General features: G+C 67.2%; 26 protein-coding genes. 11 read left to right on the forward strand and 15 right to left on the reverse strand.

The window, feature by feature from the left end:
• Window positions 1-38 precede the first annotated feature (38 nt).
• Window positions 39-647: a TetR/AcrR family transcriptional regulator gene (locus FKQ52_RS06515; protein ID WP_141626431.1), complete on the forward strand. Its 609-nt coding sequence runs from the start codon at window positions 39-41 to the stop codon at window positions 645-647.
• Here the strand turns inward: FKQ52_RS06515 and FKQ52_RS06520 are convergent.
• Genes FKQ52_RS06520 through FKQ52_RS06530 form a run of 3 tightly spaced genes read right to left on the reverse strand, consistent with a single transcriptional unit; the run spans window position 634 to window position 2541 of the window.
• Entirely contained in the window at window positions 634-1245 is a 612-nt protein-coding gene (locus tag FKQ52_RS06520; RefSeq protein WP_141626432.1) for a TIGR02466 family protein, read from the reverse strand. The genes FKQ52_RS06515 and FKQ52_RS06520 overlap by 14 nt on opposite strands.
• Window positions 1246-1288: 43 nt before the next feature.
• Window positions 1289-1783 (reverse strand): hypothetical protein, encoded by a 495-nt coding sequence (locus FKQ52_RS06525; protein WP_141626433.1) that lies wholly within the window; start codon window positions 1781-1783, stop codon window positions 1289-1291.
• Complete coding sequence (locus FKQ52_RS06530; RefSeq protein WP_240811760.1) at window positions 1783-2541, reverse strand: tRNA1(Val) (adenine(37)-N6)-methyltransferase; 759 nt, start codon at window positions 2539-2541, stop codon at window positions 1783-1785. The genes FKQ52_RS06525 and FKQ52_RS06530 overlap by 1 nt, the downstream gene beginning before the upstream one ends.
• Before the next feature lie 105 nt (window positions 2542-2646).
• Here FKQ52_RS06530 and FKQ52_RS06535 point away from each other — a divergent pair, with 105 nt between their 5' ends.
• The 7 genes from FKQ52_RS06535 (at window position 2647) to FKQ52_RS06565 (ending at window position 10078) form a co-directional block, all read left to right on the forward strand.
• Window positions 2647-3675, forward strand: coding sequence for a polyprenyl synthetase family protein (locus FKQ52_RS06535; protein ID WP_141626434.1), 1029 nt, complete (start codon window positions 2647-2649; stop codon window positions 3673-3675).
• 167 nt (window positions 3676-3842) lie between these two features.
• A complete protein-coding gene (locus FKQ52_RS06540; RefSeq protein WP_092312098.1) occupies window positions 3843-4082 on the forward strand; it encodes an acyl carrier protein in 240 nt (79 codons plus the stop codon).
• A gap of 271 nt (window positions 4083-4353) precedes the next feature.
• Window positions 4354-5634: a beta-ketoacyl-ACP synthase II gene (gene fabF, locus FKQ52_RS06545; protein ID WP_141626435.1), complete on the forward strand. Its 1281-nt coding sequence runs from the start codon at window positions 4354-4356 to the stop codon at window positions 5632-5634.
• Window positions 5635-6774 carry an endolytic transglycosylase MltG gene (gene mltG / locus FKQ52_RS06550; RefSeq protein ID WP_141626436.1) on the forward strand — a complete coding sequence of 380 codons (1140 nt, stop codon included), beginning with the start codon at window positions 5635-5637 and terminating at the stop codon, window positions 6772-6774. It abuts the gene before it with no gap.
• Window positions 6771-7658: a YicC/YloC family endoribonuclease gene (locus FKQ52_RS06555; RefSeq protein WP_141626437.1), complete on the forward strand. Its 888-nt coding sequence runs from the start codon at window positions 6771-6773 to the stop codon at window positions 7656-7658. The genes mltG and FKQ52_RS06555 overlap by 4 nt, the downstream gene beginning before the upstream one ends.
• Window positions 7648-8289, forward strand: a complete 642-nt coding sequence (gmk, locus tag FKQ52_RS06560) for a guanylate kinase (RefSeq protein WP_141626438.1) — start codon at window positions 7648-7650, stop codon at window positions 8287-8289. The genes FKQ52_RS06555 and gmk overlap by 11 nt, the downstream gene beginning before the upstream one ends.
• 190 nt (window positions 8290-8479) lie before the next feature.
• On the forward strand, window positions 8480-10078 hold the full coding sequence (locus FKQ52_RS06565) for a hypothetical protein (protein ID WP_141626439.1): 1599 nt from the start codon (window positions 8480-8482) through the stop codon (window positions 10076-10078).
• 18 nt (window positions 10079-10096) lie between these two features.
• Here the strand turns inward: FKQ52_RS06565 and FKQ52_RS06570 are convergent, their stop codons facing one another.
• The 5 genes from FKQ52_RS06570 to FKQ52_RS06590 form a co-directional block, all read right to left on the reverse strand.
• Window positions 10097-10882, reverse strand: coding sequence for a crotonase/enoyl-CoA hydratase family protein (locus FKQ52_RS06570; protein ID WP_141626440.1), 786 nt, complete (start codon window positions 10880-10882; stop codon window positions 10097-10099).
• A 117-nt stretch (window positions 10883-10999) separates the two neighbouring features.
• Complete coding sequence (arsC, locus tag FKQ52_RS06575; RefSeq protein ID WP_141626441.1) at window positions 11000-11413, reverse strand: arsenate reductase (glutaredoxin); 414 nt, start codon at window positions 11411-11413, stop codon at window positions 11000-11002.
• On the reverse strand, window positions 11410-12465 hold the full coding sequence (gene arsB / locus FKQ52_RS06580; RefSeq protein ID WP_141626442.1) for an ACR3 family arsenite efflux transporter: 1056 nt from the start codon (window positions 12463-12465) through the stop codon (window positions 11410-11412). Before arsB ends, arsC begins: the two co-directional genes overlap by 4 nt.
• A complete protein-coding gene (locus FKQ52_RS06585) occupies window positions 12465-12893 on the reverse strand; it encodes a GNAT family N-acetyltransferase (RefSeq protein WP_141626443.1) in 429 nt (142 codons plus the stop codon). The genes arsB and FKQ52_RS06585 overlap by 1 nt, the downstream gene beginning before the upstream one ends.
• A complete protein-coding gene (locus FKQ52_RS06590; RefSeq protein ID WP_141626444.1) occupies window positions 12890-13246 on the reverse strand; it encodes a helix-turn-helix transcriptional regulator in 357 nt (118 codons plus the stop codon). The genes FKQ52_RS06585 and FKQ52_RS06590 overlap by 4 nt, the downstream gene beginning before the upstream one ends.
• Window positions 13247-13284: 38 nt before the next feature.
• Between FKQ52_RS06590 and arsH the strand changes: the two genes are divergently transcribed.
• Entirely contained in the window at window positions 13285-14010 is a 726-nt protein-coding gene (arsH, locus tag FKQ52_RS06595; protein ID WP_141626445.1) for an arsenical resistance protein ArsH, read from the forward strand.
• A gap of 338 nt (window positions 14011-14348) precedes the next feature.
• Complete coding sequence (locus tag FKQ52_RS06600) at window positions 14349-15314, forward strand: TraB/GumN family protein (protein WP_141626446.1); 966 nt, start codon at window positions 14349-14351, stop codon at window positions 15312-15314.
• Between the two features lie 41 nt (window positions 15315-15355).
• Here FKQ52_RS06600 and FKQ52_RS06605 read toward each other — a convergent pair whose 3' ends face one another.
• The 7 genes from FKQ52_RS06605 to FKQ52_RS06635 all read right to left on the reverse strand — a co-directional run bounded on the left by FKQ52_RS06605 (window position 15356) and on the right by FKQ52_RS06635 (window position 24509).
• Entirely contained in the window at window positions 15356-16483 is a 1128-nt protein-coding gene (locus FKQ52_RS06605) for a pyridoxal phosphate-dependent aminotransferase (protein ID WP_141626447.1), read from the reverse strand.
• Window position 16484: 1 nt separating this feature from the next.
• Window positions 16485-17357, reverse strand: coding sequence for a 16S rRNA (adenine(1518)-N(6)/adenine(1519)-N(6))-dimethyltransferase RsmA (gene rsmA, locus FKQ52_RS06610; RefSeq protein WP_141626448.1), 873 nt, complete (start codon window positions 17355-17357; stop codon window positions 16485-16487).
• A 9-nt stretch (window positions 17358-17366) separates the two neighbouring features.
• Window positions 17367-18371, reverse strand: a complete 1005-nt coding sequence (gene pdxA, locus FKQ52_RS06615) for a 4-hydroxythreonine-4-phosphate dehydrogenase PdxA (RefSeq protein WP_141626449.1) — start codon at window positions 18369-18371, stop codon at window positions 17367-17369.
• Window positions 18371-19714, reverse strand: a complete 1344-nt coding sequence (locus tag FKQ52_RS06620) for a peptidylprolyl isomerase (RefSeq protein WP_205750882.1) — start codon at window positions 19712-19714, stop codon at window positions 18371-18373. The genes pdxA and FKQ52_RS06620 overlap by 1 nt, the downstream gene beginning before the upstream one ends.
• Before the next feature lie 101 nt (window positions 19715-19815).
• Complete coding sequence (locus FKQ52_RS06625) at window positions 19816-22203, reverse strand: LPS-assembly protein LptD (RefSeq protein ID WP_141626450.1); 2388 nt, start codon at window positions 22201-22203, stop codon at window positions 19816-19818.
• A 45-nt stretch (window positions 22204-22248) separates the two neighbouring features.
• Entirely contained in the window at window positions 22249-23292 is a 1044-nt protein-coding gene (locus tag FKQ52_RS06630; protein ID WP_240811797.1) for an LptF/LptG family permease, read from the reverse strand.
• An 83-nt stretch (window positions 23293-23375) separates the two neighbouring features.
• Window positions 23376-24509 carry an LptF/LptG family permease gene (locus tag FKQ52_RS06635; RefSeq protein ID WP_141626452.1) on the reverse strand — a complete coding sequence of 378 codons (1134 nt, stop codon included), beginning with the start codon at window positions 24507-24509 and terminating at the stop codon, window positions 23376-23378.
• A gap of 134 nt (window positions 24510-24643) precedes the next feature.
• Here FKQ52_RS06635 and FKQ52_RS06640 point away from each other — a divergent pair, with 134 nt between their 5' ends.
• A complete protein-coding gene (locus tag FKQ52_RS06640) occupies window positions 24644-26119 on the forward strand; it encodes a leucyl aminopeptidase (RefSeq protein WP_141626453.1) in 1476 nt (491 codons plus the stop codon).
• The last annotated feature ends 49 nt before the right edge of the window (window positions 26120-26168 follow it).

Raw genomic sequence — 26168 nt, forward strand, 5'->3', positions numbered from 1 at the left:
ATGTATCGATCATTCAAAAATAAGGTCCGGAAGCCGCGATGGCGGGACGTCCCCGTAGTTTTGATCGTGACAATGCCCTGTCCAGCGCCCTCAAGGTGTTCTGGGCCAAGGGCTATGCCGACGCGTCCGTGACAGACCTGACCTCCGCCATGGGGATCAATGCGCCCAGCCTCTATGCGGCCTTCGGCAGCAAGGAGGACCTCTTCCGCGAGGCGGTCCGGCTCTACAGCGACACGGAGGGCGCGAGCCTGTGGGCCTCGATGCGTGACGCGCCCACGGCGCGCGAAGCCATTGAAGGGCTGCTACTGGCCACCGCGAACGCCGGCGGGCAGTGCGGACGGCCGCAGGGCTGTCTGGTGGCCCTGTCCGGCGTGAACCCTGACGCCCTGCCGGACAAGGCGTGTCGTGACGTCAGGCAGGTTCGCACGGATTCCATGGCGGCGATGCGCGAGCGGCTGGAAACGGCGAAGACAGCGGGCGAACTGTCCGCATCGGCCGACCCCGCCGCCATCGCAGCCTTCTATCTGACGGTCCAGCAGGGCATGACCTTCCGCGCCCGCGAGGGGGCGGGGTCGGACGAACTGACCGCAACCGCCCGGGCGGCCATGCTGGCCTGGGACGGGCTGGCGGGCCTCAGGCGTAGTTGAAGCTGATCGAGATGCGCTCGGTCTTGGCCGCGTTGACCGGCACCTCGTGGCGCAGCCAGCTTTCCCACATCAGGATCGTGCCCGCCTTCGGGGCCAGATAGACGAAGGGCTGTTCAGCCTCGGGCGCATCGGTGCTGACGCCGGGCCGGGCCATCATCATCGCCAGCCGGGGGTCTTCCAGCTTCAGCGCCGAGGCGCCGTCCGGCACTTCCACATAGATGGTCCCCGACAGGAAGGCGTGGGGGTGGATGTGGCCGGTGTGGCCGCCGCCGGGCTTCAGGATGTTGACCCAGATATTGTCCAGCCTCGGCTTGCGGGCCAGATCGAAATTCAGAGCCTTGGCATAGGCTTGTGCGTGCTTGTCGAGATGGCGCTTCAGCTCGGCGAACTCGGGCAGCCGGACAGGCAGGTCGGTCAGCGAGCCGTAGGAGGTGTAGCCGCGATAGCCGTGCGCCTTGCACCACTGACGCCCCGCCATGTCCTCCGCCGCCAGCATCCGGCAGGCGTCGACCAGCTCCGCATTGAACGCCTCGAACCCCGCCGAACCGGCGAGGGAGGCTTCATAAACCTGGGTGACGAAGAGCGGGCGCAGGGACATGGGCGGTGGCATAGCTTGTCGGGAGCGGTGGGTGAAGGGCGCCTCAGGCGACGACGCCGAGCGCCTCGCGGGCCGAGCCGAGCGCGCCGAGGGCGTCCAGCAGCAAGGCGTCATCCCCTGCCTCAGCGCGTTCGCCCTCAAGCACGCTGAAGTCAGCGGCGATCATCAGCCTGGTCTCCTCGAACGCGTGGATCATCAGGTCGTCCAGCGCGCGCAGGGCGTTGACGGTCAGATCACCGGGGCAGAGGTCGCATTCCGCCATCGGATGAGCCGCGACAAACAGGGCGACGGGACGCGCCAGCCACTTCAGGCCGATCTTCTGACCGACGAGCATGCGGACCTGCCCGCAGGCCAGCGCGTTGAGCGGCGTCCTCGACGCGACATCAAGCCTTTGCTCAAGGCCGGACGCCGACGGGCCCGAGCGGCCCAGCGGGCGATCCGTGATGAGGTCGATCAGTCTTTCCGACGGCAGCGCGGCGTCGGGGACGAAGGACGAGAACAGCGCTTCGCCGTTACGGGTGTCGATCCGGGCTTTCATCACCACTCCAGCACCGACTCGCCGCGCAGGATCGCCTCCGCCTCCGCCGTATGCTTCGCCCCGCCGCGCTCATGCAGCGCCAGCGGCGGCAGCAGCCTCAGCGGCGCCTTGCCGGTTTTGATCGCCTGAACCAGCACCCGCTTGGCCGGTTCGTCGGCGAAGGCATGGATCGGGCGAATCGAGAATGACCCCGCCGTCTCGCCCAGCCCCGCCAGCAGGTCGGCCAGCCGGTCGGCGCGGTGGATGACCACGATCTTCCCGCCCTCACGGACCGACTTCAGCAGGAACCTGGTCCAGGCCCCCAACCCGTCATCGGCCATCCAGGCGCCGGTCTTGCCCGGGGCGGGGGCGCGCAGGGCGCCCGGGTCGTCGAAAAACGGCGGGTTGGACAATGCCCGGTCGAACACCGGCAGGTCCAGTGCGCGAAAGCCCTTCGCCACATCACCTTCAACAATGGTGACAGGCGCGCCGTTCAGTTCGGCGTTTCGCCGGGCCAGCGCCGCCATGGCCGGATCACGCTCCAGCCCTGTCAGGGCGATCCCGGGCCGTCTCGCGGCGATCTGCATCAGCACCGCGCCCGCGCCGCAGCCCGCCTCGATCACCCGTTCGCCGGGCGCGGCGTCGCAGGCGGCGGCCAGCAGGGCGGCGTCCATTCCGGCGCGATAGCCCTTGGCCGGCTGCAGGAAGCGGACCCGCCCCCCGAGAAGCCCGTTCTCGACGATTTCTGATGCAGATTCAGTTGCGGATGCGACGGTCACGCGGCTTGACCCCTGTTGGCCCGATCACCATTGTGCGCCGCATCGTCGCCGGGCAAGGCGGCGACCGGATTTTCCGGCGCGATCCTCCTGCCGCGCCGTCGCCTGATGAGTATTCCGTTGGACGCTGTCACCGTCGCCGAAACCCGCCGCAAGGGGGATGTGGAGCCGTTGATCCGGCTGTCGCGCGATGACATGGCCGTGGTGGACGCCCTGATCGTCGAGCGGATGCAGTCCGACGTTCCGGTGATTCCGCTGCTGGCCGATCACATCGTCGCGGCGGGCGGCAAGCGCCTGCGTCCGCTGCTGACCGTGGCCGCGGCCCGTGCCGCCGGCGCGCCCAATGGCATGGACGCCGCTGTGCGTCTGGCCGCCTCGGTCGAGTTCATTCACACCGCCACCCTGCTGCACGATGACATCGTCGACGCCTCGGACCTGCGCCGGGGCAAGGTGGCGGCCCACTTGATCTGGGGCGCCCCGTCCAGCGTTCTGGTCGGCGACTTCCTCTTCGCCCGCGCCTTCGAGCTGATGGTCGAGACCGGCGCCATGCGCGCGCTGGGCATTCTCGCCACCGCCTCGGCGGTGATCTCGGAGGGCGAGGTCCTGCAACTGACCCGCGCCCACGATCTGGGGCTGGACCAGGAGACCTATCTGAAGATTATCTCGGCCAAGACAGCCGAACTGTTCGCCGCCGCCGCCGAATCCGGCGCGGTCGGGGCAGGCGCGTCAGAGGAACATGTGCAGGCCCTGCGCGCCTACGGCCTGAATCTCGGTCTCGCGTTCCAACTGGCCGACGATGCGCTGGACTACGGCGGTCAGGCCGAGGCGCTGGGCAAGAACACCGGCGACGACTTCCGCGAAGGCAAGGTGACCCTGCCGCTGCTGCTGGCCGCCGCCCGCACCAGGGGCCACGACGACGGCTTCTGGGAACGCACGATCAACAAGGGCGACCGCCGCGAGGACGACTTCGCCCGCGCCCGCGAACTGGTGCTGGGCGCCGGCGCGGTCGGCGCGACGATCGACGTGGCTTGGGACTACGCCGATCTGGCCAAGGCCTCGCTTTCGGTCCTGCCGGACAGCGATTGGAAGACCGCGCTGGAGCTTCTGGCCGATTTCGCGGTCAGTCGGGCGGCCTGAAACCCTACGGATGACGGGGTTTTGGCTATTTCCCCCCGTGAGGCTGTGCTAGAGGCCTGCAACCGGTGGCGCTGAGTCTCGTTCAAGACTTGCGCAGCCGTCGCCGTCGTCATACGGCAAGGATTGAGACAACAGCCGCATCGGCGGCATCAGAAGGCAGAGACATCATGTCCGATACCCTGGAACGCGTCCGCAAGATCGTTATCGACCACCTGGACGCCGATCCGGACAAGGTCACCGAAAAGGCCAGCTTCATCGACGACCTGGGCGCTGACTCGCTCGACAACGTCGAACTGGTCATGGCCTTCGAGGAAGAGTTCGACATCGAGATCCCGGATGACGCCGCCGAGCACATCCAGACCGTTGGCGACGCCGTGAAGTTCATCGACGAGAAGCTGGCGGGCTAAGCCCCAACGGTTCTTTCGAACGGTTCAGAAGCCGCCGCGCAGCCGAAAGGCGGCGCGGCGGTTTTCGTATGTCCGGCGTGCGCCTGCGTCGGCTGTGAAAGCAAGCGCGAGGTCGCCGAACGAGGCCGGCGCCTGACACCATTTCAGGCGAAAGCGTCGCGGTTTGCGCGCCCTTTTGCGCCGCTGCGGGATTGCGACGTTCGCCCCGCCTAGCCCCGCGTCGCTTCACTCACTATTCTCTCGCGCGAGATTCACTGTGAAGGATGCAGGAATGCGTCGCGTCGTTGTTACCGGCCTTGGCCTTCTGACCCCGCTCGGCTGGGGTGTTGAGCATAGCTGGAAGGGTATCGTGGAAGGCCGGTCCGGCATCGGGCCGATCACCGCCTTCGATACCGAGGGCTATGGCTGCACCATCGCGGGCGAGATTCCGTCGGTGGACGGCCGGGGCGGTGGCGTGGCGGGTCAGCCCGGCGTCTTCGACCACGAAAAGATCATGTCGCCCAAGGAGCGCAAGCGGGTCGACGACTTCATCGTTTACGCCATCGCCGCCGCCGACGAGGCTCTGGCGGACGCCGGCTGGAAGCCCGAGAGCGAGGAAGACAAGGAACGCACCGGCGTCATGGTCGGCGCAGGCATCGGAGGCCTGGGCCCCATCGCCGACACGGCCATCATCCTGAAGGAGCAGGGACCGCGTCGTGTCAGCCCCTTCTTCATCCCCTCGGCCCTGATCAACCTGGCGTCGGGCCAGATTTCCATTCGTCACGGTCTGAAGGGGCCGAACCACGCGGTCGTCACCGCCTGCGCCACCGGCGCCCACGCCATCGGCGATGCGGCCCGGATGATTGCGCTGGACGACGCTGACGTCATGGTCTGCGGCGGCGCGGAAAGCTCGGTCGTGCCCATCGGCATCGCCGGCTTCCTGGCCTGCAAGGCCCTGTGCACCGCCTTCAACGACACACCCGAAAAGGCCAGCCGTCCCTACGACAAGGACCACGCGGGCTTCATCATGGGCGAGGGCGCCGGCATCATGGTGCTGGAGGAGTATGAGCACGCCAAGGCGCGCGGTGCGAAGATCTACGCCGAGGTCGTGGGCTACGGCATGAGCGGCGACGCCTATCACATCACCGCCCCGTCGGAGGACGGCGACGGCGGCCTGCGGGCCATGAAGGCGGCGCTGAAGCGTGCGAACCTGCAACCTTCGGACCTCGACTACATCAACGCCCACGGCACCTCGACCATGGCGGACTGGATCGAGCTTCACGCCATCGAGAAGCTGGTCGGCGATCACGCCAGGGATCTGGCGGTGTCCTCGACCAAGTCGATGACGGGCCACCTGCTGGGCGCCGCCGGCGCGATCGAGTCGGTGTTCTCGGTGCTGGCCATCCGCGACCAGATCGCCCCGCCGACCATCAACCTCGACAATCCCGAGGAAGAGACCGCCATCGATCTGGTCCCGCACAAGGGGAAGCCGCGCAAGATTGACGTTGCGATGTCCAACAGCTTCGGCTTCGGCGGCACCAACGCGTCGGTCATCTTCAGGAAGGTCGACTGAGTGTTCCGTCGGTCGGTGGAGAAGGGTGCATCGGGACGCAAGACGGCCTTTCTGGCCGCGACGGCGACCTTCAGCCTGTTCCTGATCGCGGCCCTGGTGGCGGCGTGGAGCGTCTTCTACGCCCCGGGGCCGTCGGCGCGGCAGGGGGAGACGACCATCGTCTCCCTGCCCAGCGGGGCCGGGGTCAGCGCCATAGCCGCCAATCTGAAGGCGGCCGGGGTCATCCGCTCGACCGACATGTTCAAGGCCGCGGCCAGCATCACCGGCGCGGACCGCAAGCTGCGCGCGGGGGAATATGAGGTGCCGTCCGGCGCCTCCCTGCGTCAGGTTCTGGTGCTGCTGGTTTCGGGCAAGGTGGTGCGCCACTACGTCACCCTGCCCGAGGGCTGGAGTTCGGCCCAGGCCGTCGACATCCTGATGCGCCAGCCGATCCTGACCGGCGCCGTCAATGAGGTCCCCGAGGAAGGGACCCTGTGGCCCGATACCTATGAGGTTTCGCGCGGCGAGACCCGCGCATCCGTGATCGCCCGGATGCAGCGCGCCCGCGACGAGAACCTGACCCGCCTGTGGGCCACGCGCGGTCCCAACAGCGTCGTCCGTTCGCTGGACGAGGCGGTGATCCTCGCCTCCATCGTCGAAAAGGAAACCGGCGTCGCCGCCGAGCGTCCGCGCGTGGCGGCGGTCTTCTCCAATCGCCTGCGCATGGGGATGCGGCTCGAAAGCGATCCGACCATCGTCTACGGCATCACCAAGGGCCGTCCGCTGGGGCGCGGCCTGCGCCGGTCCGAGATCGACCGCCACACCGACTGGAACACCTACCAGATTGACGGCCTGCCCCCGACGCCCATCGCCAATCCGGGCCGGGACGCCATCGCCGCTGTCCTGAACCCACCCGTCAGCGAGGACGTCTTCTTCGTCGCCGACGGCACGGGCGGCCACGCCTTCGCCCGGACCTACGACGAGCATCTGGCCAACGTCGCGCGCTGGCGCGCCATCGAGCGTCGCCGTCAGGGCCTGCCGCCCGAGCCCGCCGCGCCGGTCGTGCCGCAAGCCGTACCGGAAGGCGTGCCGCCCGGCGTCGAGGTCCCGCCCGGCGCACAGGTCATCCGCGTGCCGCAACAACCGGCCGCAGCCCGATGAGCAAGCGCATCTCCGGCATGACCGGCTTCGGCCGCTCGGACGGGTCGGAAGGCGACTGGAGCTGGTCGGTCGAAGCCCGTTCGGTCAACGGCCGCAATCTGGAGGTCCGCTTCCGCGGCCCGCCCGGCTTTGACAACCTCGAACGTCTGGCCAAGGCCTCCGGCCAGTCGAAGCTGAACCGCGGTCAGGTCGCCCTGGGCGTTCAGGCCAAGCGCGCCGACCCCGGCGCCGCCGCGCTGAAGGTGAATGAAGCTGTGCTGGCCCGCTATCTCCAGCTGGCCAACCGACTCGCCGAAGACGGCGCGGTCCCGCCTTCCGCCGACGGTCTGCTGGCCCTGCGCGGCGTTCTGGAAGCCCCCGAGGATGAGGACGACGCCGAGGCTCGCACCGCCGTAGAGGCGAAGATCGCCGCCTCCATCGACGCCGCCCTCGACACCCTCAAAGCTTCGCGCGAGCGGGAAGGCGAGCAACTCCTGCCCGTCATCACCGGCTTCATCGACCGCATCGAACAGCTGGTCGCCGACGCCGAACAGGAAGCTGTCGCCCAGGTCGAGGCCATTCGCGACCGTTTCACCCGCCGCATCACCGAGCTGGCGCCCGATGCGCCCGGCCTTGAGGATCGCATCTTCCTCGAAGCCGCCGCGCTGGCGACCAAGGCGGACGTGCGCGAGGAGCTTGATCGCCTGACCGCCCACGTCGCCTCGGCCCGCGCCCTGTTGCAGCAACCCCCCGCCGGGCGAAAACTCGACTTCCTGATGCAGGAATTTATGCGCGAGGCGAACACCCTCTGCTCGAAATCGGCTACGACGGCGCTCACCGGAATCGGCCTTGAGCTCAAGGCCGTCATCGAACAGCTCCGCGAACAGGTCCAGAATGTCGAATGAACGCACGCCCCGTCGGGGCGTCCTCCTGATCGTCGCCAGCCCCTCGGGCGCCGGCAAGACGTCGCTCTGCCGCCGCCTGATGGCGGACCACGGCAGGCTGGAGCTGTCGGTGTCCATGACTACCCGCGACATCCGTCCGGGCGAGGTCGCGGGTCGTGACTACCACTTCGTCAGCCACGAGGAATTCCAGCGTCTGATCGACGAGGACGCCTTCCTGGAATGGGCCGACGTGCACGGCAACCGTTACGGCAGCCCGCGCGCCCCCATCGACCGCGCCCTGGCCGAGGGCCGCGACGTGCTGTTCGACATCGACTGGCAGGGCGCCCGCGACATCGCCGAGAAATGCCCGGAAGACGCGGTTCGCGTCTTCATCCTGCCGCCCAGCCTTGAGGAACTGCGCCGCCGTCTGGTGACCCGCTCGCAGGACGCCGAGGAGGTGATCGAGCGCCGCATCAAGAACGCCAAGGGCGAGATCGAGCACTGCGACGTGTTTGACTACGTCTTCGTCAACGACGACTTCGACCGCAGCTACGCCGAACTGGCCCACATCTACCATGCCGAACGCAGCCGCCGTCGCCGGAACCTCTGGGTCGACGGCTACCGCAACGCCCTGCTGAACGAAGCGGTTTAAGCGCCGAACATCGTTGCGCCCTCAGCCCGCCGCTCGCTCCGGCAGGACCGAGCCGCGCGAACGTATCCACAACCTGAAAGAGCCATCAGGTTGACGATTCCTCCTAAAAGAGATCATCCATAACGAAGGTATCGCAACTTTCGGCTGAATTCCGAATGCGTGCGAGGGGCGCTTTGTTCGGAGATCCATCATGTTCACCCGCTCGCGCATCACGCGCATCACGCGCTTCACCGCCGCCGCGCTGGGGATCGTGGCGGTTATGCTCCCGACCGCCGCGGCGGCGTGGAAGCCCACGTCGCACGTCTACTTCGCGGAAATCGCCGCCAGGGACGCGCTCGACGACGGCTATGTCGACATCACCATTCTCGCGACCGGAGAGGTTCGCCGCTACAGGGTCGAGGACCGGACGCGAAACGCGCTGCTGTACGGGCGACAGCAGTACCGGGCGGGCGTTCTGGGGCCCGACGCCTATCCGGACATCCTGACGGGGCAGCAGGTCATTCACCCCGACCCGGCCGACAGCGGCATCGCCGATGGCTCGAATGCCTGGCTGGAGCATGTGTGGGGCGGCTTTGAAGGAGATAACTGGCATCATGCCTTCCGGCTCGGCTTCCTGACCCATGCCGCCGGCGACATGTACGGCCATACCTTCATCAACCATTTCTCCGGCGCGCCCTTTACGCTCAATCCGCCCGACAATGCGGTCCGTCACATTGTGCTGGAGGGCTATATCGACAAGCGGCTGCCTGCCGGCGAACTGACGGGCGACTTTTTCAGCGCCAACATCCTGCCCGTGCATGAGCGCATCTATTCGACCATGATTGATGCGCGTCCCGGGACCGCGCTGGACGGCCTGTTGCCCCGGGCCAGTTCCAGCACCAACATGTCCGTCCCCCGTCTGTTCTCGACCCTGCGGGCCAATCTCGACGCGGACATCCGGGCCTATTACGACCACAAGGCGGACCTCCAGCGGCGGATCGCCAACTGCGCCTGGACGGACTGGAGCTGTTCCAACGTGGCGCTCGCCGCCGAGCTGGCCGCCTATGTGGCCGCGAACGGCCTGCAGACCACCTACAAGGAACGCTGGCGCGACGACATCGACGACGGACTGCGCCTGTGGCCGCAGGTGAGCCACGAAGTGGCCGTTGCGCTGTTCTTCAACCCTGAGCGCAAGGCGGACACCGAGAAGGCGGATCAGATCCTGACCGACTATTCGACCCGGCACATTCTCTCGATGGCGGGACTTCCGACCTTTGTCGGGCTGACCATCGCGGTTGTCGGCGACATCATCGACGCGATCACGCCTGACTGGCTGCTGGAGCCGATCCGGCAGATGAAGGCTGAACTGCTGGACATGCTGCTCAAAGGCGCGACCGGCATGACCAAGGCTGAACTGAAAGACTATCTGACCCGGCCGGACCGCTATTTCGATCAGGTCATGCAGACTGGCAATGGTGAGCACATCACCTTGCAGAGGTTCAATCGGGAGTATCTGCGCATTTCGGATCCCGGTTTCGAAAACCCGTCGGAGTCGTTCGACTACCGGGTTCTGCCGGCGACCTACAACACCGTGCTCGCCAGCAAGCTGGTGCTGCTGCCGCCCGAAGAAATCAACCGGCTGATCCGCGATCTCGGCGGCTCGCGCCGTCTGGAGCGACCGAATGTGATGTTGGGTTTCGCGCACACGCTGGACGGGTCGGCACAGTGGCGTAGCGGAATGGTTCTGGCGGCGGACTGCAACGTCTATCGCAAGGTGTTCAAGCCGATGCCGGGCGACGACTGCGCCTGAGCCGCGCCGGCGTCGGGGTCAGTCCGCGAAGTTCGGCGGGCGCTTCTGCAGATTCGCCATCACCGCCTCCACCTGATTGGGGGTGGCGATCAGGGCGGCCTGTTCGCGAGCCTCGGCCTGCAGGATCGCGTCCGCGTCAGCATCACGCGCCAGATTGGCCAGACGCTTGGCGCCGCGAACGGCGTCCGGATTGCGAGCCGCGATCTCCCGCGCCAGCGTCAGGGCTTCGGCATGGGGATCGTCGGCCAGCCGGGTGACGAAGCCAAGATCCACGGCCTTTTCCCCGCTGAATTCGCGCGCGGTGTAGATCAGCTCACGGAGCACGTCGTCCCTCACCAGACCGCGCCACAGGGCATAGCCGGCCATATCGGGCACCAGACCCCATTTCATCTCCATGACCGACAACCGCGTGTCGGGCCGGGCGATGCGGATGTCTGCGCCGGAGAAAATCTGCAGCCCGCCGCCGAAGACGATCCCGTGGCCCGCCGCGATCACCGGCGCGGGCAGGGTGCGCCAGCCCCAGCCGGTCTGCTGGAACAGATTCGCCAGACCATGAGTGCGGGTGATGATGTCCAGACCCGCCCCGGCCAGCCCGGTCATCGTCTCCATGTCCAGCCCGGCGCAGAACCCGCGCCCTTCGCCCGACAGCACCACGGCCCGCAGCCCAGCCAGCGCCGCCAGCCGCGCGGGCGCCCCGGCCAGCGCCTCCAGCATCGGCATGTCCAGCGCGTTCAGCTTGTCGGGCCGGTTCAGACGAACGTCGGCGACGCCGTCCTTGAAATCGATGCTCAGGCGCTCGGTCATGGCTTTCTCCCTCGACTTTGGGAGCAGTGTTAGCGGGCTGACCGAACGGAAGGGAAGGGAAGGGAAGGGAAGGGAAGGGAAGGGAAGGGAAGGGAAGGCGCGAGGGGCAGGGGCCCTTCAGTCACGCCTCCGGATCGGGGCGATGACCTCGCCGTCTTCCTTGGTGAATGTCGTCACGGGGCGTTCCAGCAGATCAAGCACCGCTTCCGACGGGCGACAGAGCCTTGCGCCCCTCGGCGTCACCACGATGGGGCGGTTCACGATGATCGGATGCTCGATCATGGCGGCGAGGATTCGGTCCTCGGTGACGTCCGCGTCGAGCAGGCCCACTTCACCGGCCGGAGTGCCTTTTTCCCGAACAAGAGCCCGCAGCGGCTGGCCGATCTGTGCGGCCAGCGACCGCAGCAGATCGGGCGACCAGCCGGTCTCCAGATACTCGACGACGACCGGTTCCTCGCCGGAGGCCCGGATCATGGCCAGCGTGTTGCGGGACGTGCCGCAACTCGGGTTGTGGTAGATGGTGACGGTCATCGAACGTTTTTCTGCTGGACGCGCCGCACAGCCGCGCCGGTTTCATACCAGGGCCTTGTCCGGTTCACGATGGCCACGACAGAGAGCATCACCGGCACCTCGATCAACACCCCCACGACCGTCGCCAGCGCGGCCCCGGACTGGATGCCGAACAGGCTGATCGCCGCCGCCACCGCCAGTTCAAAAAAGTTGCTGGCGCCGATCAGGGCGGACGGCCCGGCCACGCTGTGCTGCTCGCCCGACAACCGGTTCAGCAGATAGGCCAGCCCGGAGTTGAAATAGACCTGGATCAGGATCGGTATGGCCAAAAGACAGATGACCAACGGCTGGGCCAGCAGCTTCTCCCCCTGGAAGCCGAAGAGCAGCACCAGGGTCGCCAGAAGGGCCACGATGGAGGCGGGTTGAAGAACCGCCAGAACACGCTCGAGCGCATCTCCCCCCCGCGTCAGGGTCAGGCTCCGCATCATCTGGGCGATCATGACCGGCGCCACGATGTAGAGCAGCACCGACAGGGCCAGCGTGACCCAGGGCACGGTGATGGCCGACAGCCCGAGCAGCAGGCCGACGACCGGCGCGAACGCCACGATCATGATCGCGTCGTTCAGGGCCACCTGTGACAGGGTGAAGTTCGCGTCGCCCCGGGTCAGGTGGCTCCACACGAACACCATGGCCGTGCAGGGCGCCGCCGCCAGCAGGATCAGCCCGGCGATGTAGCTGTCGATCTCGGCCGCCGGCAGCCAGGGCCGGAACCAGACCGACAGGAACAGCCAGGCCAGCAAGGCCATCGAAAACGGCTTCACCGCCCAGTTCACGAGAAGGGTGACGCCGATCCCGCGCCAGTGCCGCCCGACTTGCGCCAGGGCGGAGAAGTCGACCTTCAGCAGCATCGGAATGATCATCAGCCAGACCAGCCCGGCGACCGGCAGGTTGATCGACGCCACTTCCATTGCGCCGAGCGCGGCGAAGGCGTCAGGCGCCAGCGCGCCGAGCGCGACGCCGACGATGATGCACAACAGCACCCACAGCGACAGGTAGCGTTCAAACACCGACATCAGGCGACCACTGTGAGATGCATGAGCGTCGCGCTTGCGGGGCAGAGGTTCGCGAATTGGCGCGTCGTCCGCAGGATTTGCGGAGCGTCATCGCGCGAGGCGCGCTCGAAGCCGCAGGAGGCGAAGAAATCGGCGGCGTCGGTCGTCAGCAGCCAGACCTGCGAGGCGTCGTTTTCGGCGGCTTGGTTGCACAGGACCTCAACCATGCGGCGGCCTTCGCCTCGGCCCCGCACGGACGTTGGCGCCACGAGGGAGCGCAGCATGGCGTGGGGTCCGCGAAGGGTGAAACCGCCGAAGACGCCCGCATCGCTGACAAAGAAGAACTGACCCTCATCGCTCAGATCATCGACCGGCAGACCCGCGTCTGTCAGGGCAGATAGAAACTCCGACCATGTCGGCTCGGTGGGGTTCAGGCGATTGAGCGTCACACGCGCACCTGTGGCGGACAGCACATGGCCCTGGCGATCACGTCGCCCAGCGGGGTGCAGATATTCGGCGACCCTTCGCAGCAATCCTCCAGCAGGAAGGCGAGCAGATCGGTCATCCGGCCATAGTCGGCGGTGTAGATGATCGAGCGACCGTCGCGGGTGGAGGTCGCCAGCCCGGCCCGCGTCAGGACGGTCAGATTGTTGGACAGCGTGCTGCCCGCCATGCTGACAGCCTGACCCAGCCTGCCTGCCGCCAGGCCGTCAGGCCCGGCGCGAACAAGGGTGCGGAAGATCGCCAGTCGCCCCTCGTGGGCAAGGGCGGCCAAGGCATCAATGGCTGACTTCGATTCCATACTTCACGAATAGACGAAATATGTGGCATGGGAAAGCCATGACCGATTTCCCCGCCCTTGCGCCCGAGTTTCTGGACCATCCGACGCTGGACCGGTCGGAGCCCATCGCCTTCGACCATCCGCCACGCTTCCTGCTGCTCTACGGGTCGCTGCGCGAACGCTCCTACAGCCGGTTGCTGGTCGAGGAGGCGGACCGCCTTTTGCGGCGCTTCGGAGCCGAGACCCGCATCTTCGATCCGCGCGGCCTGCCGCAACCCGACGACGCCGAGCCTGACCACCCCAAGGTTCAGGAACTGCGCGAGGCGTCGATCTGGTCAGAGGGCCACGTCTGGTGCAGCCCCGAACGCCACGGCGCCATGACGGGCATCTTCAAGTCGCAGATCGACTGGCTCCCCCTCGAAAGCGGAGGCGTCCGGCCGACGCAGGGCCGCACGCTCGCCGTTATGCAGGTGAACGCGGGGTCGCAGTCGTTCAACACCGTCAACCAGCTTCGCGTGCTGGGCCGGTGGATGCGGATGATCACGATCCCCAACCAGTCGTCGGTCGCCAAGGCCTATAACGAGTTCGACGACAACGGTCGGATGCTGCCCTCGTCCTACTACGACCGGCTCGTCGATGTGATGGAAGAGCTCTACAAATTCACCCTGCTGACCCGAGGCCGTGCCGATCACCTCGTTGACCGCTACAGCGAGAGGAAGGCGCGCGACGTTCCTGCGGCGGGGGCTGAGCCTCTGGCCTCCATTGCCGGGACACCGTCGCTCTGACCGTCCGCCCGGAGGCGTGAATGGGAAGCCACCTCAAGGCCATCAGCCCATACGACCTTTTCTGACGCATCGGCCCCTTTTGCTTGCGGCCCATGGGCCGCGGCCGCCCAAGACCTGATCAAGCTGTTCCCTCGCAGGCCCGCTCCGGCGGTGCGCGAGCCGAGATGCTGGTGTTGGAAAGTTTCTTTGTCTCGATGTAAAAGATGCTTGACGTTCTTCTGGCCGTTTTGGTAAAGCTTGCTTGTCAAAACGACGCGGGAGCTTGTCATGACTGATCACGGAACCGGCTGACAGGGCCCTCGCGACCTCACCCCAACATCTTGAAAAGGAAGACGATAATGAACCTCCAGATCGCTCTGGGGCGCGCCGCCTCACGCCTTGAATCCGCCGCCGCCGGTCTTCTGATCGGGCTCGCCGCCGGGACCGTCCTGCTCGCCGTCCCGGCCCATGCCGCCGAGGCTCCTAGTCAGGCTGCCCCGGCCCCCGTCGCCCGCGCCGCCGGCGACGGCCCCGCCCTTTGGGCGGTCCGCGACGCCGACTCCACCGTCTATCTGTTCGGAACCGTCCATATGCTGAAGCCCGGCACGGCCTGGGGCTCGGACAAGGTCGACGCCGCCTTCGACAGCGCCTCGGAGCTATGGCTCGAAGTCACCAACCCGGAGGACCAAAGCGAGATCGGTCCGCTGGTCCAGCAGTGCGGCCTGTCGCCGGATCGCCCCCTGTCCAGCTGGCTGACCCCGGAGGAGAAGGCCCGGCTTGATTCGGCGGCGACCGCAGCGGGCGTGTCTCCGGCCCAGATCGACCCGATGCGTCCGTGGCTCGCCGCTGTGATGATCTCCAGCGCCCCGCTGAGGGCGGCGGGTTTCGACCCGGGTCTGGCGGTCGAGCTGAACCTGCGCGGTCGCGCCGAGGCCGCGGGAAAGCCGGTGCGCGGGCTGGAAACCATAGGTCAGCAGATCGGCGGGTTGGCCCGGATGAGCGATGAGGGCCAGCGGGTCTATCTGCGCCACTATCTGGCGACACGGGACCGGTCCCCCGCCGATCTGGACCGCGCCGTCGCCGGCTGGGCGTCCGGGGATGTGTCCGTGATGGCCGACTTCGCCCGCGAGAATGGCCGGGCCATCTCCGAGGAGGCCCACCAGATCTTCCTCGTCCGCCGCAACGCCGACTGGGCGAGCCAGATCCAGACCCTGATGCAGGGTTCGGGCGTCAGCTTCATGGCCGTGGGCGCCGCACACCTGGCGGGCGACGACAGCCTGCAGCAGATGCTGACGGCCCGAGGGCTGACGGTGACGCGGGAATAGGTCGCCGGGAAGGGGAGGGGGCGAACGCCGCCTCCCATCGGCTATCGTGAGACGAACCACGCCTCCATCCGCCTCAGCGCCTCCTCGACCTCCGCGGTCGATACGGCGAAGCTGAAGCGCATGAAGCGCTTTCCTTGGACCGGGTCGAAGTCCACCCCCGGGGCCGTCGCCACCCCGGTGTCGCGCAGCAACTGCTCGCAGAAGGACAGGCTGTCGTCGGTCAGGTGGCCGATGTCAGCCCAGATGTAGAAGGCGCCGTCCGGCGGCGCGATGGAGCGCAGGCCCAGGGCGGGCAGGGCCGCCAACATCCGCTCGCGATTGCGGGCATAGGTGGCGACGTAGCCTTCCAGCACTTCGGTCTCATCCATCGCCGCCAGCCCCGCGTGCTGGGCCAGCGAGGGCGCGGTCAGGAACAGATTGCCGATGCGGGCGCGACAGGCGGCGACACTGTCGTCCGGCGCCACCAGCCACCCCAGCCGCCACCCCGCCATGCTCCAGTATTTGGAGAAGCTGTTGATCACAAAGGCGTTCGGGGCGAACGACAGCATCGACGACGTTGGCCCGACGTAGCTGAGCCCGTGATAGATCTCGTCCGAGATGATCCGGATGCCCCGCTCCGCGCAGACCGCGGCGATGGCGGCCTGCTCGTGTTCGGCGATGATGGTGCCGGTCGGATTGGCCGGGCTGGCCACGATCAGGCCCGCGGGCGCCGGATCGAGCGCCGCCACGGCCCCGGCGGTCAGCTGGAACCGCACCTCGGGGCCGCAGTCGATCTCGACCGGGACCATGTGCAGGGCCTTCAGGGTGTTCCGGTAGGCGACATAGCCGGGCCGGGCCAGGGCGATCCGGTCGCCGGGCGCGAACGCCGCGTTGAGGGCCAGCACGAGGGCGGGCGAGGCCCCGTTGGTGATCAGGACGTTATCCGGCTTGACCGTCGCCCCGTAACGCTCGTCGTACAGCCGGGCGATCCGCTCGCGCAGGGGCGTGCTCTCCCAGTACCCCATGGCGTCCGTGTCCAGCACCCGATGCGCCTCGGCGATGGCGGCGGGCGGGGCGCCGGTGGACGGCTGGCCGAACTCCATATGGATGATCGACCGTCCCTCGGCCTTCAGGGTGTGGGCCAGACGGCTGATGCCGATGGCGCGGAACGGGTCAATGTCGGCGGTCACGTCAGGTCCGCTTGCGTCGCATCAGGGGCGCGCCGCCGTCCGTCGGGGCTGTCGGCTGCGCCTGTCCGGCGAAGGCGCGGGCCAGTCGCAGGAAGCCTTCAAGGCTGATCACCTCGGCCCGGTCTTCCGGCGAAATCCCGGCGGCCTCGCACAGCTCCGCGCCGCCCAGCTGCTTCAGGCTGGAGCGCAGCATCTTGCGGCGCTGGCCGAAGGCGGCGGCGGTGACCCGCTCCAGCGCCTTCAGCAGGGCTTTGCCCGGCCGATCCTCGCGCGGGACCAGATGCACCACGGCGCTGGCCACCTTCGGCGGCGGGGTGAAGGCAGCGGCGGGCAGATGCATCACCAGCCTAGCCTCGGCCACCGCCTGCGAGATCACGGCCAGACGGCCATAGGCGTCCTCGCCCGGCTTGGCCACGACCCGCTCGGCCACCTCCTTCTGGAACATCAGCGTCAGGGAGGCGGGCGTCCACGGTCCGGTCAGCCACTTGATCAGCAGCGGCGTGCCGACGTTGTAGGGCAGGTTGGACACCAGATGCGCCGGTCCCTCGACCAACTGGTCCTCACGCACGTTCAGCGCATCGGCCTCAACCACGGTCAGCCGTCCGGCGCCGTCGTCGAGTTCATTGAGCAGGGGAATGAAACGCGGGTCCTTCTCGACCAGCACCACCTTGCCCGCGTCGCTCTCCAGCAGCGCCCGCGTCAGGCCGCCGGGACCGGGACCGACCTCGACCACCGGACGTCCCTCGAACGGTCCGGCGAAGCGCACGATCTTCCGGGTGACGTTCAGGTCCAGCAGGAAGTGCTGGCCGAAGCTCTTCTTGGCGGAGAGCCCGTGGGCGTCGAGATGTTCGCGGAGGGTGAGGTCAGTGGTCACGAACGCTGACTAGCGCACCGCGCGCGCCGCCGCCATCACCCCGGCCAGCCGGATCGCCGCGATCAGGCTGTCCGGGCGGGCGAGGTTCTTGCCGGCGATCTCGAAACCCGTGCCGTGGTCCGGCGATGTGCGCACCACCGGTAGGCCCAGCGTCGCATTGACCCCGCCCCAGAAGTCCAGCGTCTTCACCGGGATCAGGGCTTGGTCGTGATACAGGCAGATGGCGGCGTCATAGGTGGCGCGCGCCTCTTCGTGGAACATGGTGTCGGCGGGCAGGGGGCCGGCGATGATCAGGCCTTCCTCGCGCAGGGCCTCCAGCGCGGGGGCGATGATCTCGATCTCCTCCAGCCCCAAGGCCCCGCCTTCGCCCGCGTGTGGGTTCAGGCCCGCGACGGCCAACCGGGGGCGGGCGATGCCGAAGTCGCGTTTCATCGACTCGTGGACCACGCGGGCGGCGCGCTGGATGCGCTCGGCGGTGACCAGTTCGGGAACCTCGGCCAGCGGCGAATGGATGGTTACCAGACAGGCGCGCAGGTCGCGCGCCGTCAGCATCATGACCGGCCCCCGTGTGCCGCCGAACGGGATGTCTGCGGTCAGCTCGGCGATGAACTCGGTATGGCCCGGAAAGCGGAAGCCGGCGGCATAGAGCGGCGCCTTGGCGATCGGGGCGGTGACGACGCCCGAGGCTCCGCCGGACAGGACCAGATTGACAGCCTGTTCGATCCAGTCGGCGACCGGCCCGGCGTTGATCGGGCTCGGAGCGCCGGGCGTCACCGGACCGGGCAGAGGCTGGTCCAGCACCGGAATGGCGCGGGCGAACACGCCGGGCGCTTCGCTGATGTCGGGAATGGACTGGACCGGTTGGCCTTGCGCACGCAGCAGGGCGGCGTCGCCGATCGCGGCGAAGACCGGGCCGTCGGCTTTCAGGGCGGCCCACGCCTTGGCGATGATCTCCGGCCCGACGCCCGCCGGCTCCCCCATCGAGAGCGCCAGCGGGGCGGACGGAGGCGTCATCAGTTCTTGTACTCGATCAGGGCGTCGTCACGCAGGTCGCGCATATAACGGCGGCCCAGGGTGGCGATGTTCTGACGGAACAGCTGGTTTTCGACGGTGCGGGCGTCCGGAACTTCGGTTCCGCCGACCCGACGACCGCACACGGCCAGCAGGTGAATGCCCAGCGGCGTGCGAACCGGCGAACTGATCGAGCCGATCTCGGCCGAGCGGGCGACTTGCTGGAACTGCGGGGCCAGGTTCTGGACGTCGGTTTCGCCCAGATCAGCGCCAAGCAGGCCCTGCTCGGAGCGGGCGCGGGTCAGGATGTTGTCGCAGGTCAGCTGGCCACGAATGGCCTCCAGACGTTGCGTGGCGGCCGTCACCTCGGCTTCGGTGGCGGTCTCCGGCAGTTCGACCATCACCTGTTTCATCGACACCAGGCTGGCCGAAGCGCCGTCACGCTTGTCGCGCATGTAAACGATATAGACACCGCCTTCGACCGGGATCGGACGCGACAGCTGTCCGGGCGCCAGTTGATCCAGCGCGGTCTGGAGGTTGGGCTGGACGGTGCCTTCGACGACCCAGCCGGCGTCACCCCCGCGGGTAGCCGACGGCGCGGCGGAGAACTGCTGGGCGACCGCCTGGAAGGGCGCGCCCTGCACCATCTGGGACACCAGCTGGTTGGCGCCGTTGAGCGCCGCCTGCTGCCCGCCGACGCGGCTGGCTTCGATGTAGATCTCGCCGATCAGATACTGCTTCTTGGTCGCGGCTTCGTTGATCTGGCGAAGAGCGGCGTCGACCGCCGCCCGGCTGACGCGGGCGCGGCTCTGGAAGCGCCCGCCGACCAGTTGCGACCAGCCGATCTGGGTGCGCAGTTGTTCGCGGAAGGTCTGGGGACGGATGCCGCCCTGCGCGAGGTACTGGAGGTAGTTCTCGCCGCTGGTGCCGACCTCCTGCGCCATGGACGCGATTTCGCGATCAACTTCTTCATCGCTGACGACGAGTTCTTCGTACTTGGCGAGCTCCTGACTCTGCAGGCGTTCGTCAATCAACGCGTTCATCGCCTGCTGCTGGATCGCCGGGATGTTTTCGGGCGTCGGCTGGACCTGCGTCATGGCGATGAGCAGCAGCATGCGCTGGCGCAGGTCATAGCCCGTGATGACGCTGTCATTGACAGTGGCCAGAATGCCATCGGCCATCTGGAACTGCGGCGCTGCCGCCGGAGCGGCCGGCGGGGCTTGTCCGGCGGCGGGGTTCAGCGTGCCCGCGGCGGCGGGAGCTTGTCCCGGAGCGGTCTGGGCTACGGCCGACCCGGCCAGCAGGGCGGCCATGGCCACGCCCGTCAAATAACGCTGCAAACGCATTTCAGTCCTGGTTCCTCATGCGGCGCCGCCGGTTCGACCGCGGGGATTGCACGCATCGCGCAGCCCGAGTCGCGCGTCGGTCAGCGCCCGTCGCCCTGTCCTTACCCTGTACCGCCGAAAGTGGCGAGGTTTAGGCGGATATAGATACCCTCCGAAGGACCACTGGGGCGGACCTGTGTGTTGTCTCTGCGCCACCCCAGCTCGAAGCGGAAGCAATCGTCGTCGAACAGGAGGCCGACTTCCGAGCGGGTGATCAGGTTCCGTTCCATGTCGGCGATGCCTGAAGCGGCGATGCCCCAGTTGCCGTAGATGAACTGCTGACCGGCGAGCTGAACGAATTCGTAGTTACGGCTGTCGGCGCTCGCGAGCGGATTGGAGCGGTCCACCACATAGCTGAGGGTCGCCAGATTGCGACGGCCCCAGCGGCCATCGACGGCGACTTCAGCACGGCGGACGTCGCCGGATGAGTCGATCGTCGCGTGCGCCCAGCCGCGGATACGGTCTGACGGGGAGAAGCTGCCCTGAACCACCCAGTCGGAGGTATCGGCTGACAGGCCGCTGGGATCATACAGCTGTCCGGGCGCTCCGCCGGGAACGGGGGTGAGGAAGGCGGTGTCGGCTTCTTCACGGAAGCTGCGGCCCACGAACAGGCTGGCCTGACGACCGTCGCCCCAGCGGAGGGTCGCCCGACCGCCGGTGGTGAAGCGCATTCCGCCTTCCAGCTGGTCATAGCCGGGGAAGCGATCGACGCGGAACAGCGAGCTCTCGTCGAGCTCCAGCGCGGGGCTGTCCTCGTTCGGGATGCGGGAGTCATAGTCCGGATCGGTCGAGATCGACAGCTGGGCCATCGGTTCGAGAATCAGGTCGGCCCCGGCGCCGATGCGGCGGATCAGAGGGAAGGAGACGTCCACGCCCGCGGTTGCCCGGCTGCGGGTGATCGTGCCGCCTTCAACCCCCATCATCGGCGGCAGGTCGCTGATCGAATAGAGGTCGGCGCGCACGTCGATAAACGGCTCGAACCGGAGTCCCGCCGAGGTGATCATGGTCCGACGCCATTCGGCCTGACCGGTCACGCGGCGTGTATCCACGCCGGGATAGCCGATCGTCGGGACAGCGGGGATGATCTCGGGCCGCAAAACGGGGCTGCCGATATAGTCGTCACGCGACAATGCCACGGCCGAACCCCGCAAACGCAGACGACCGCCGAAGACCGGGCCATCCGGCTCCCAGCGCGCCTCGATCAGCGGGGCGACAAGCGGAAGCTCTCCGTCGCTCTCAAAGATGTTCAGGGCCGGATTGGCGAAGTCGAATTCCTTCACCCGAAGGCTCTGGATGCTGAACGCCGCGACCGACAGGTAGGATCGTTCGGTCTGGCGCTCGGCGTAAAGCTGCGAGATCAGCCGGCGCTGGTCGCCGTAATACAGACCATTGTCCTGATACGGATCGCGCACGTCGTAGCGGTCGAACAGCGTCTTGTCGGAGGTGCGCTCGGCGGTGAAGCCCCAGCGCCAGGGACCCTCGGGATCGAAATCACCGTGGCCGAGGAAGTAGCTGCGGTTCGTCCGGTCGCCGAAGGGCTCATCGCCGAAGTTGCGCTCATAGGTGTAGCCGCCGCGCAGGACGATGGTCCCGTCACTGAACCGGCGACGCCATTGCAGATTCAGGAAGGGGGCTACGTCAGTGTTGAACTGCGGGCTGATCAGCCAGTCCTCGGACGGCGAGATCACCTGAAGATAGGGCACCTCGAGGCTGTAGCCGCGACCTTCATCGTAGCTGGGCACGGGAACCAGGAAGCCTGAGGCGCGGTCGACGGTCGGGTCCGGGTGCGAGAAGACCGGCATATAGAAGACCGGCACGCCGCCGATGCGGAACACCGCGTTCCGGTACAGGATGGCGCGCAGGCTCTCGTCCTGTACGACTTTTTCCGCCTGGATGGAGATGCTGGGCTGCTTCGGCGACCCGTCCGTGTCGCAGATCGGGCACGGCGTGAAGATCGCGTAGTTGAGCTCGTTCAGGTTCTCGCCGCGACGCACCGCCGTGGCGGCCATCAGGCTGGCGCCGTTCCGGAATCGGGTCGCGAAATCGACCGCGACACCCGCCCGCAGCTCGGAATCCAGCTGGAGTTGGCTGGCGAAGACCTGATTGCCCGCATCGTCGGTGAACTCGACCCGGTCACGCGCGCTGGCCACGCCGAGGTTCAGGTCGTACCTGAATTCACCGGCCCGCAGGGTCGTGTTGCGGAAACGGGCCAGCACGCGTTCCTCGCCGTTGCTGGTCGCGGTCAGGGTGTCGCCTGTCCGGATGGTCGAATCGGCCTCCAGATAGACCGCGTCGGGAGCCAGTCCGTCAGGACCGGGCTGGGCGGGCGCGGAAGACGCTTGCTGGGCGTAGGCCGCGCCGCCCGAGGCGACCAGCGCCACTGCTCCGACACCGGCGAGAAGCCGGCGGCGCAGGGCTGCGGTACGAAGCCGGCGGCGGTCAGGCAGCATGCAAGCTCACTCAGAAGGGTTGGTGAAGGCGAGGCGACGGATCGCTTAGCCGTCCTCGGTATAGAACAGCAAGGTGAAGGCGGCGAGCGCCGTGAGCAAAGGCGGCAGCCATGCCGCCAGCCAGGCCGGAATCACTTCCGCGGACCCGAAGGCCGAAGCCGCCTGATTCACGAAGAAGAACGCGAAGCCCAGCACAACGGCCGCCGCGCTCATCCGTGCCAGGTCTCCCAGACGCATCAGACGCAGGGAGAATGCTGCCGCGAGGATCGACATCGCCGCGAACATCAGTGGAGTCGCCAGCAGTTGCTGCAGACGCAGGGCATAGGCGGTGGAGGAGAAGCCGGCGTTCTCGATTCGGGCGATCTGGGCAGGCAGGGACCAGAAAGACGTCGCCTGCGGTCGGGCGAACCGCTCGAAAGCCTCTTCGTCCGCAAGGCTGGAGGGCAGGTCGAGGGTGGCGTAGCGCACGGCCCGTTGCCCGATCTGGGCGCCGACCGCGTCCACCAGACGCCAGCGGCCGGCGCTGAGCGAGGCCGAGGCGGCGTCGATCCGTTCGGAGAAGGTGCGCAGTCCTTCGCCGTCGTTGACATAGATGAAGAAGGTCACGCCCAGCAGGCGGCCGCCGGACCGATCCTGACGGTCGGCGCGGATGACCATCTGACGGGTGTCATCACCCTCACGGACCCAGACCGCCTGAGTGCTGTCGCTTCCGGCGACGGATCCGGACAGTCGCGATCGCTCGCGCTGGAACAGGCCGTCGGCGGCTGAGGCGGCGGGGCCGAGCGCTGTGACGGTGAGAATGCCGAACAGGAAGGCGAAGCCCGCGGCGGGCAGAACGAATCTCCAGGCCGAGACACCCGCGGCCCGCATGGCGATCAGTTCGCTGCGCCGGTTCAGGCCGACGAAGGCCGCAAGAGTGCCGAACAGGAAGACGAATGGCAGCAGCTGGATAATCACCTGCGGTGATTTCAGCAGCATCAGGCCGAGGATGCGCAGGGCCGAAAGGTCCACATCCGAGCCCACGCCACGCGAAATCTCGACAAAGTCGATCAGCATGATCAGCGCCGAGATGACGCCCAGTGCGATCATCAGAGAGCGGGCCTGCTGCACCAGAATGTAGCGTTCGATCCGGCCCAGACGTAGCCAGGGCGCCTTCAGGGAGGTGCGGCTGCTCACGCGAACCTCGCTTTCAGACGCGCAACCATCGGCGCGAGCCGGCTCCGGCGCGGCTTGAGCGAGCGGAACAGCACACGCAGGGCGATGGCTGTCGCGACGAGGGGCAGGACGTACTGGAGGAGGTTCAGCCAGCCATTCCAGGCGCTGGCGGCCACAACGCCGTAGCCGAGGATACGGACGACGAGGAAGGCCCCGGCGGCCTTGGCGATACGCAGGCCATAGCCCGTCCGACTGAACGATCCGCCCATCAGCGCCGCCAGCGCCATCGACATCGCCACCAGGGCATACAGCGGAGCGGACAGGCGCGAATGGCCCTCCGCCATCAGTTCACCGGCCGAGCCGACCTTCTCCAGATCGCGTGGCGAAGGATTGAACAACTGCGGAAGGTAAAGATCCGACGGCTTGTAGCGGACGGTGTCATTCACATCGACGTACTGCGAAAGCGGCAGATCCTGACGGCCGAAAGACAGATACTCCAGCACCCCGCGCGAGGAGTAGCGCTGCCATGAGCCGTTCAGAAGGGTCAGATATGGCTGCCCGTCGATCCGGCTGAAACGGGCCTCGGCCGCGTCCCAGGTCGTGGTCTTGTCGCCTTCCTGCACATAGACGAACAGGTTCTTGAGCAGGCCGTTCTGCTCGATCTGCTGGACGTAGACGGTCAGACCCTTCGGCCCCTGAACGAAATTGCCTTCCTCGACCAGCAGGGCCGCGAGGTCGGTGCGGACGGCGAAGGTCTCGTCGCGGGCCGCCCGCTGGGCCCAGGGCTGCGCGACCGTGGTGATGAACAGGGTCAGCAGTGTCGCGATAAGCGCCAGTTTCACCGCCGGACGTATAGCCTGCCAGCGGGTCACGCCGGACGCGAAGACCGCAGTCAGTTCCTGCTCCCGTTGCAGACGGGTCAGCGCGGTCAGCGCGCCGACGAACAGGCCGATGGGAATGATCACCGCCAGCAGCTGGGGCAGGGCCAGCAGGGTCAGCTTGACCATCACCCAGACGCTTTGGCCGCGTTCAACGATGAACTCCAGCTGGTCCAGGCTCTGGCTCAGAATCCCGATTCCGGCCAGCGCGGCGCACGCTGCCAGCACAGGGCGGCCGATCTGCCGGAAAAGGTAGCCTTGAATCAAAGTCATGAAGGAACGGAAATCGCCCGTTGCAGCCAGCGGCGAGGGAGAGCATCTAATACACACCCGTTTGCGCCGGTGAAACCGCGCGAACAATCCCACTCGCACAAGACCGGGGCGTTACATCCCGGCGGGAGCAGTAAATGAAGATCGAATTCGTCGCCTCGGCCGCCGCTGCCGAGGTTCTGGCCGTTCTCGTACACGACGGCCGCGCCTTCGCCGGTGCGGGCTCGGCTGTGGACAACGCCGCCTCGGGCGCCCTGACCAAGGCCATGACGAACAGTCGCTTCACCGGCGGCTCGAACAGCACCCTGATCGTCGCCGCACCGGCGGGTGTGGACGCCGGAACCGTCGTGCTGACCGGCGCGGGCGCTCCCGACAAGTTTGACGACCTCGCGCTGGAGACCGCCGCCGGCGCCGCCTACCACGCTGTCAAGCTTTCGGGCGCGACGTCGATCACCATCGATGTCAGCCACCTGTCGGCCGATCAGGCCGCGCGGGCGGCCTTCGCGGCCCGTCTGGCCAGCTATCGCTTCCTGAAATACCGCACCACGCTGAAGCCCGAGAAGACGCCGTCCATCGAGACGATCAAGGTCGTCGCCGCCGACGTGCAGGCCGCCGAGGCCGCATACGTCAACTATTCGGCCGTCGCCGAGGCCGTCGAGTTCTCGCGCGATCTGGTCGCCGAGCCCGCCAACATCCTTTACCCGGAAGAGTACGCCAAGCGCGTCAAGGCTCTGGAAAGGCTGGGCCTTGAGGTCGAAATTCTGGGCGAGAAGGAACTCGAAAAGCTGGGCTTCCGCACCCTTCTGGCCGTGGGTCAGGGCAGCGTGCGCGACAGCCAGGTCGTCATCATGAAGTGGAACGGCGGCGCCAAGGGTGAGCAGCCGATCGCCTTCGTCGGCAAGGGCGTGTGCTTCGACACCGGCGGCATCTCACTGAAGCCGGCTGACGGCATGGAAGAGATGAAGTGGGACATGGGCGGTTCGGCCGCGGTGGTCGGCCTGATGCACGCGCTGGCGGGCCGCAAGGCCAAGGTCAACGCCGTCGGGGTCATCGGTCTGGTCGAGAACATGCCGGACGGCAACGCCCAACGTCCGGGCGATGTCGTCGTCTCTCTGTCGGGCCAGACCGTCGAGGTGCTGAACACCGACGCGGAAGGCCGCCTCGTTCTGGCGGACTGCCTCTGGTACACCCAGGACCGCTTCAAGCCGAAATTCATGCTCGATCTCGCCACCCTGACCGGCGCCATGATCGTGGCGCTGGGTCTCGAGTACGCGGGTGTCTTCTCGAACTCGGACGAACTGGCGAACAACTTCCTGTCCGCCGGTCCGAAGGTCGGCGAGAACGCCTGGCGCATGCCGATCCCGGCCTTCTACGAGCGTCACATCGACACCCCGATCGCCGATGTGAAGAACACCGGCAACGGTCGCGCCGGTGGTTCGATCACCGCCGCCCTGTTCCTGCAGCGTTTCACCAACGGCACGCCGTGGGCGCACATCGACATCGCCCCGACCGCATGGGTCAAGGACAGCCGCAACCCGACTGTGCCCGACGGCGCCGTGGGCTGGGGCGTCCGCACGCTGGACCGGATGGTGAAGGACTCCTACGAGTCCTGATCCCGGCGCACTTATTCTCCGTAAACTTTACGACCCCGTCCGCTGTCTC

It is taken from the genome of Brevundimonas sp. M20 (assembly GCF_006547065.1).
Classification (GTDB): Bacteria; Pseudomonadota; Alphaproteobacteria; order Caulobacterales; family Caulobacteraceae; genus Brevundimonas.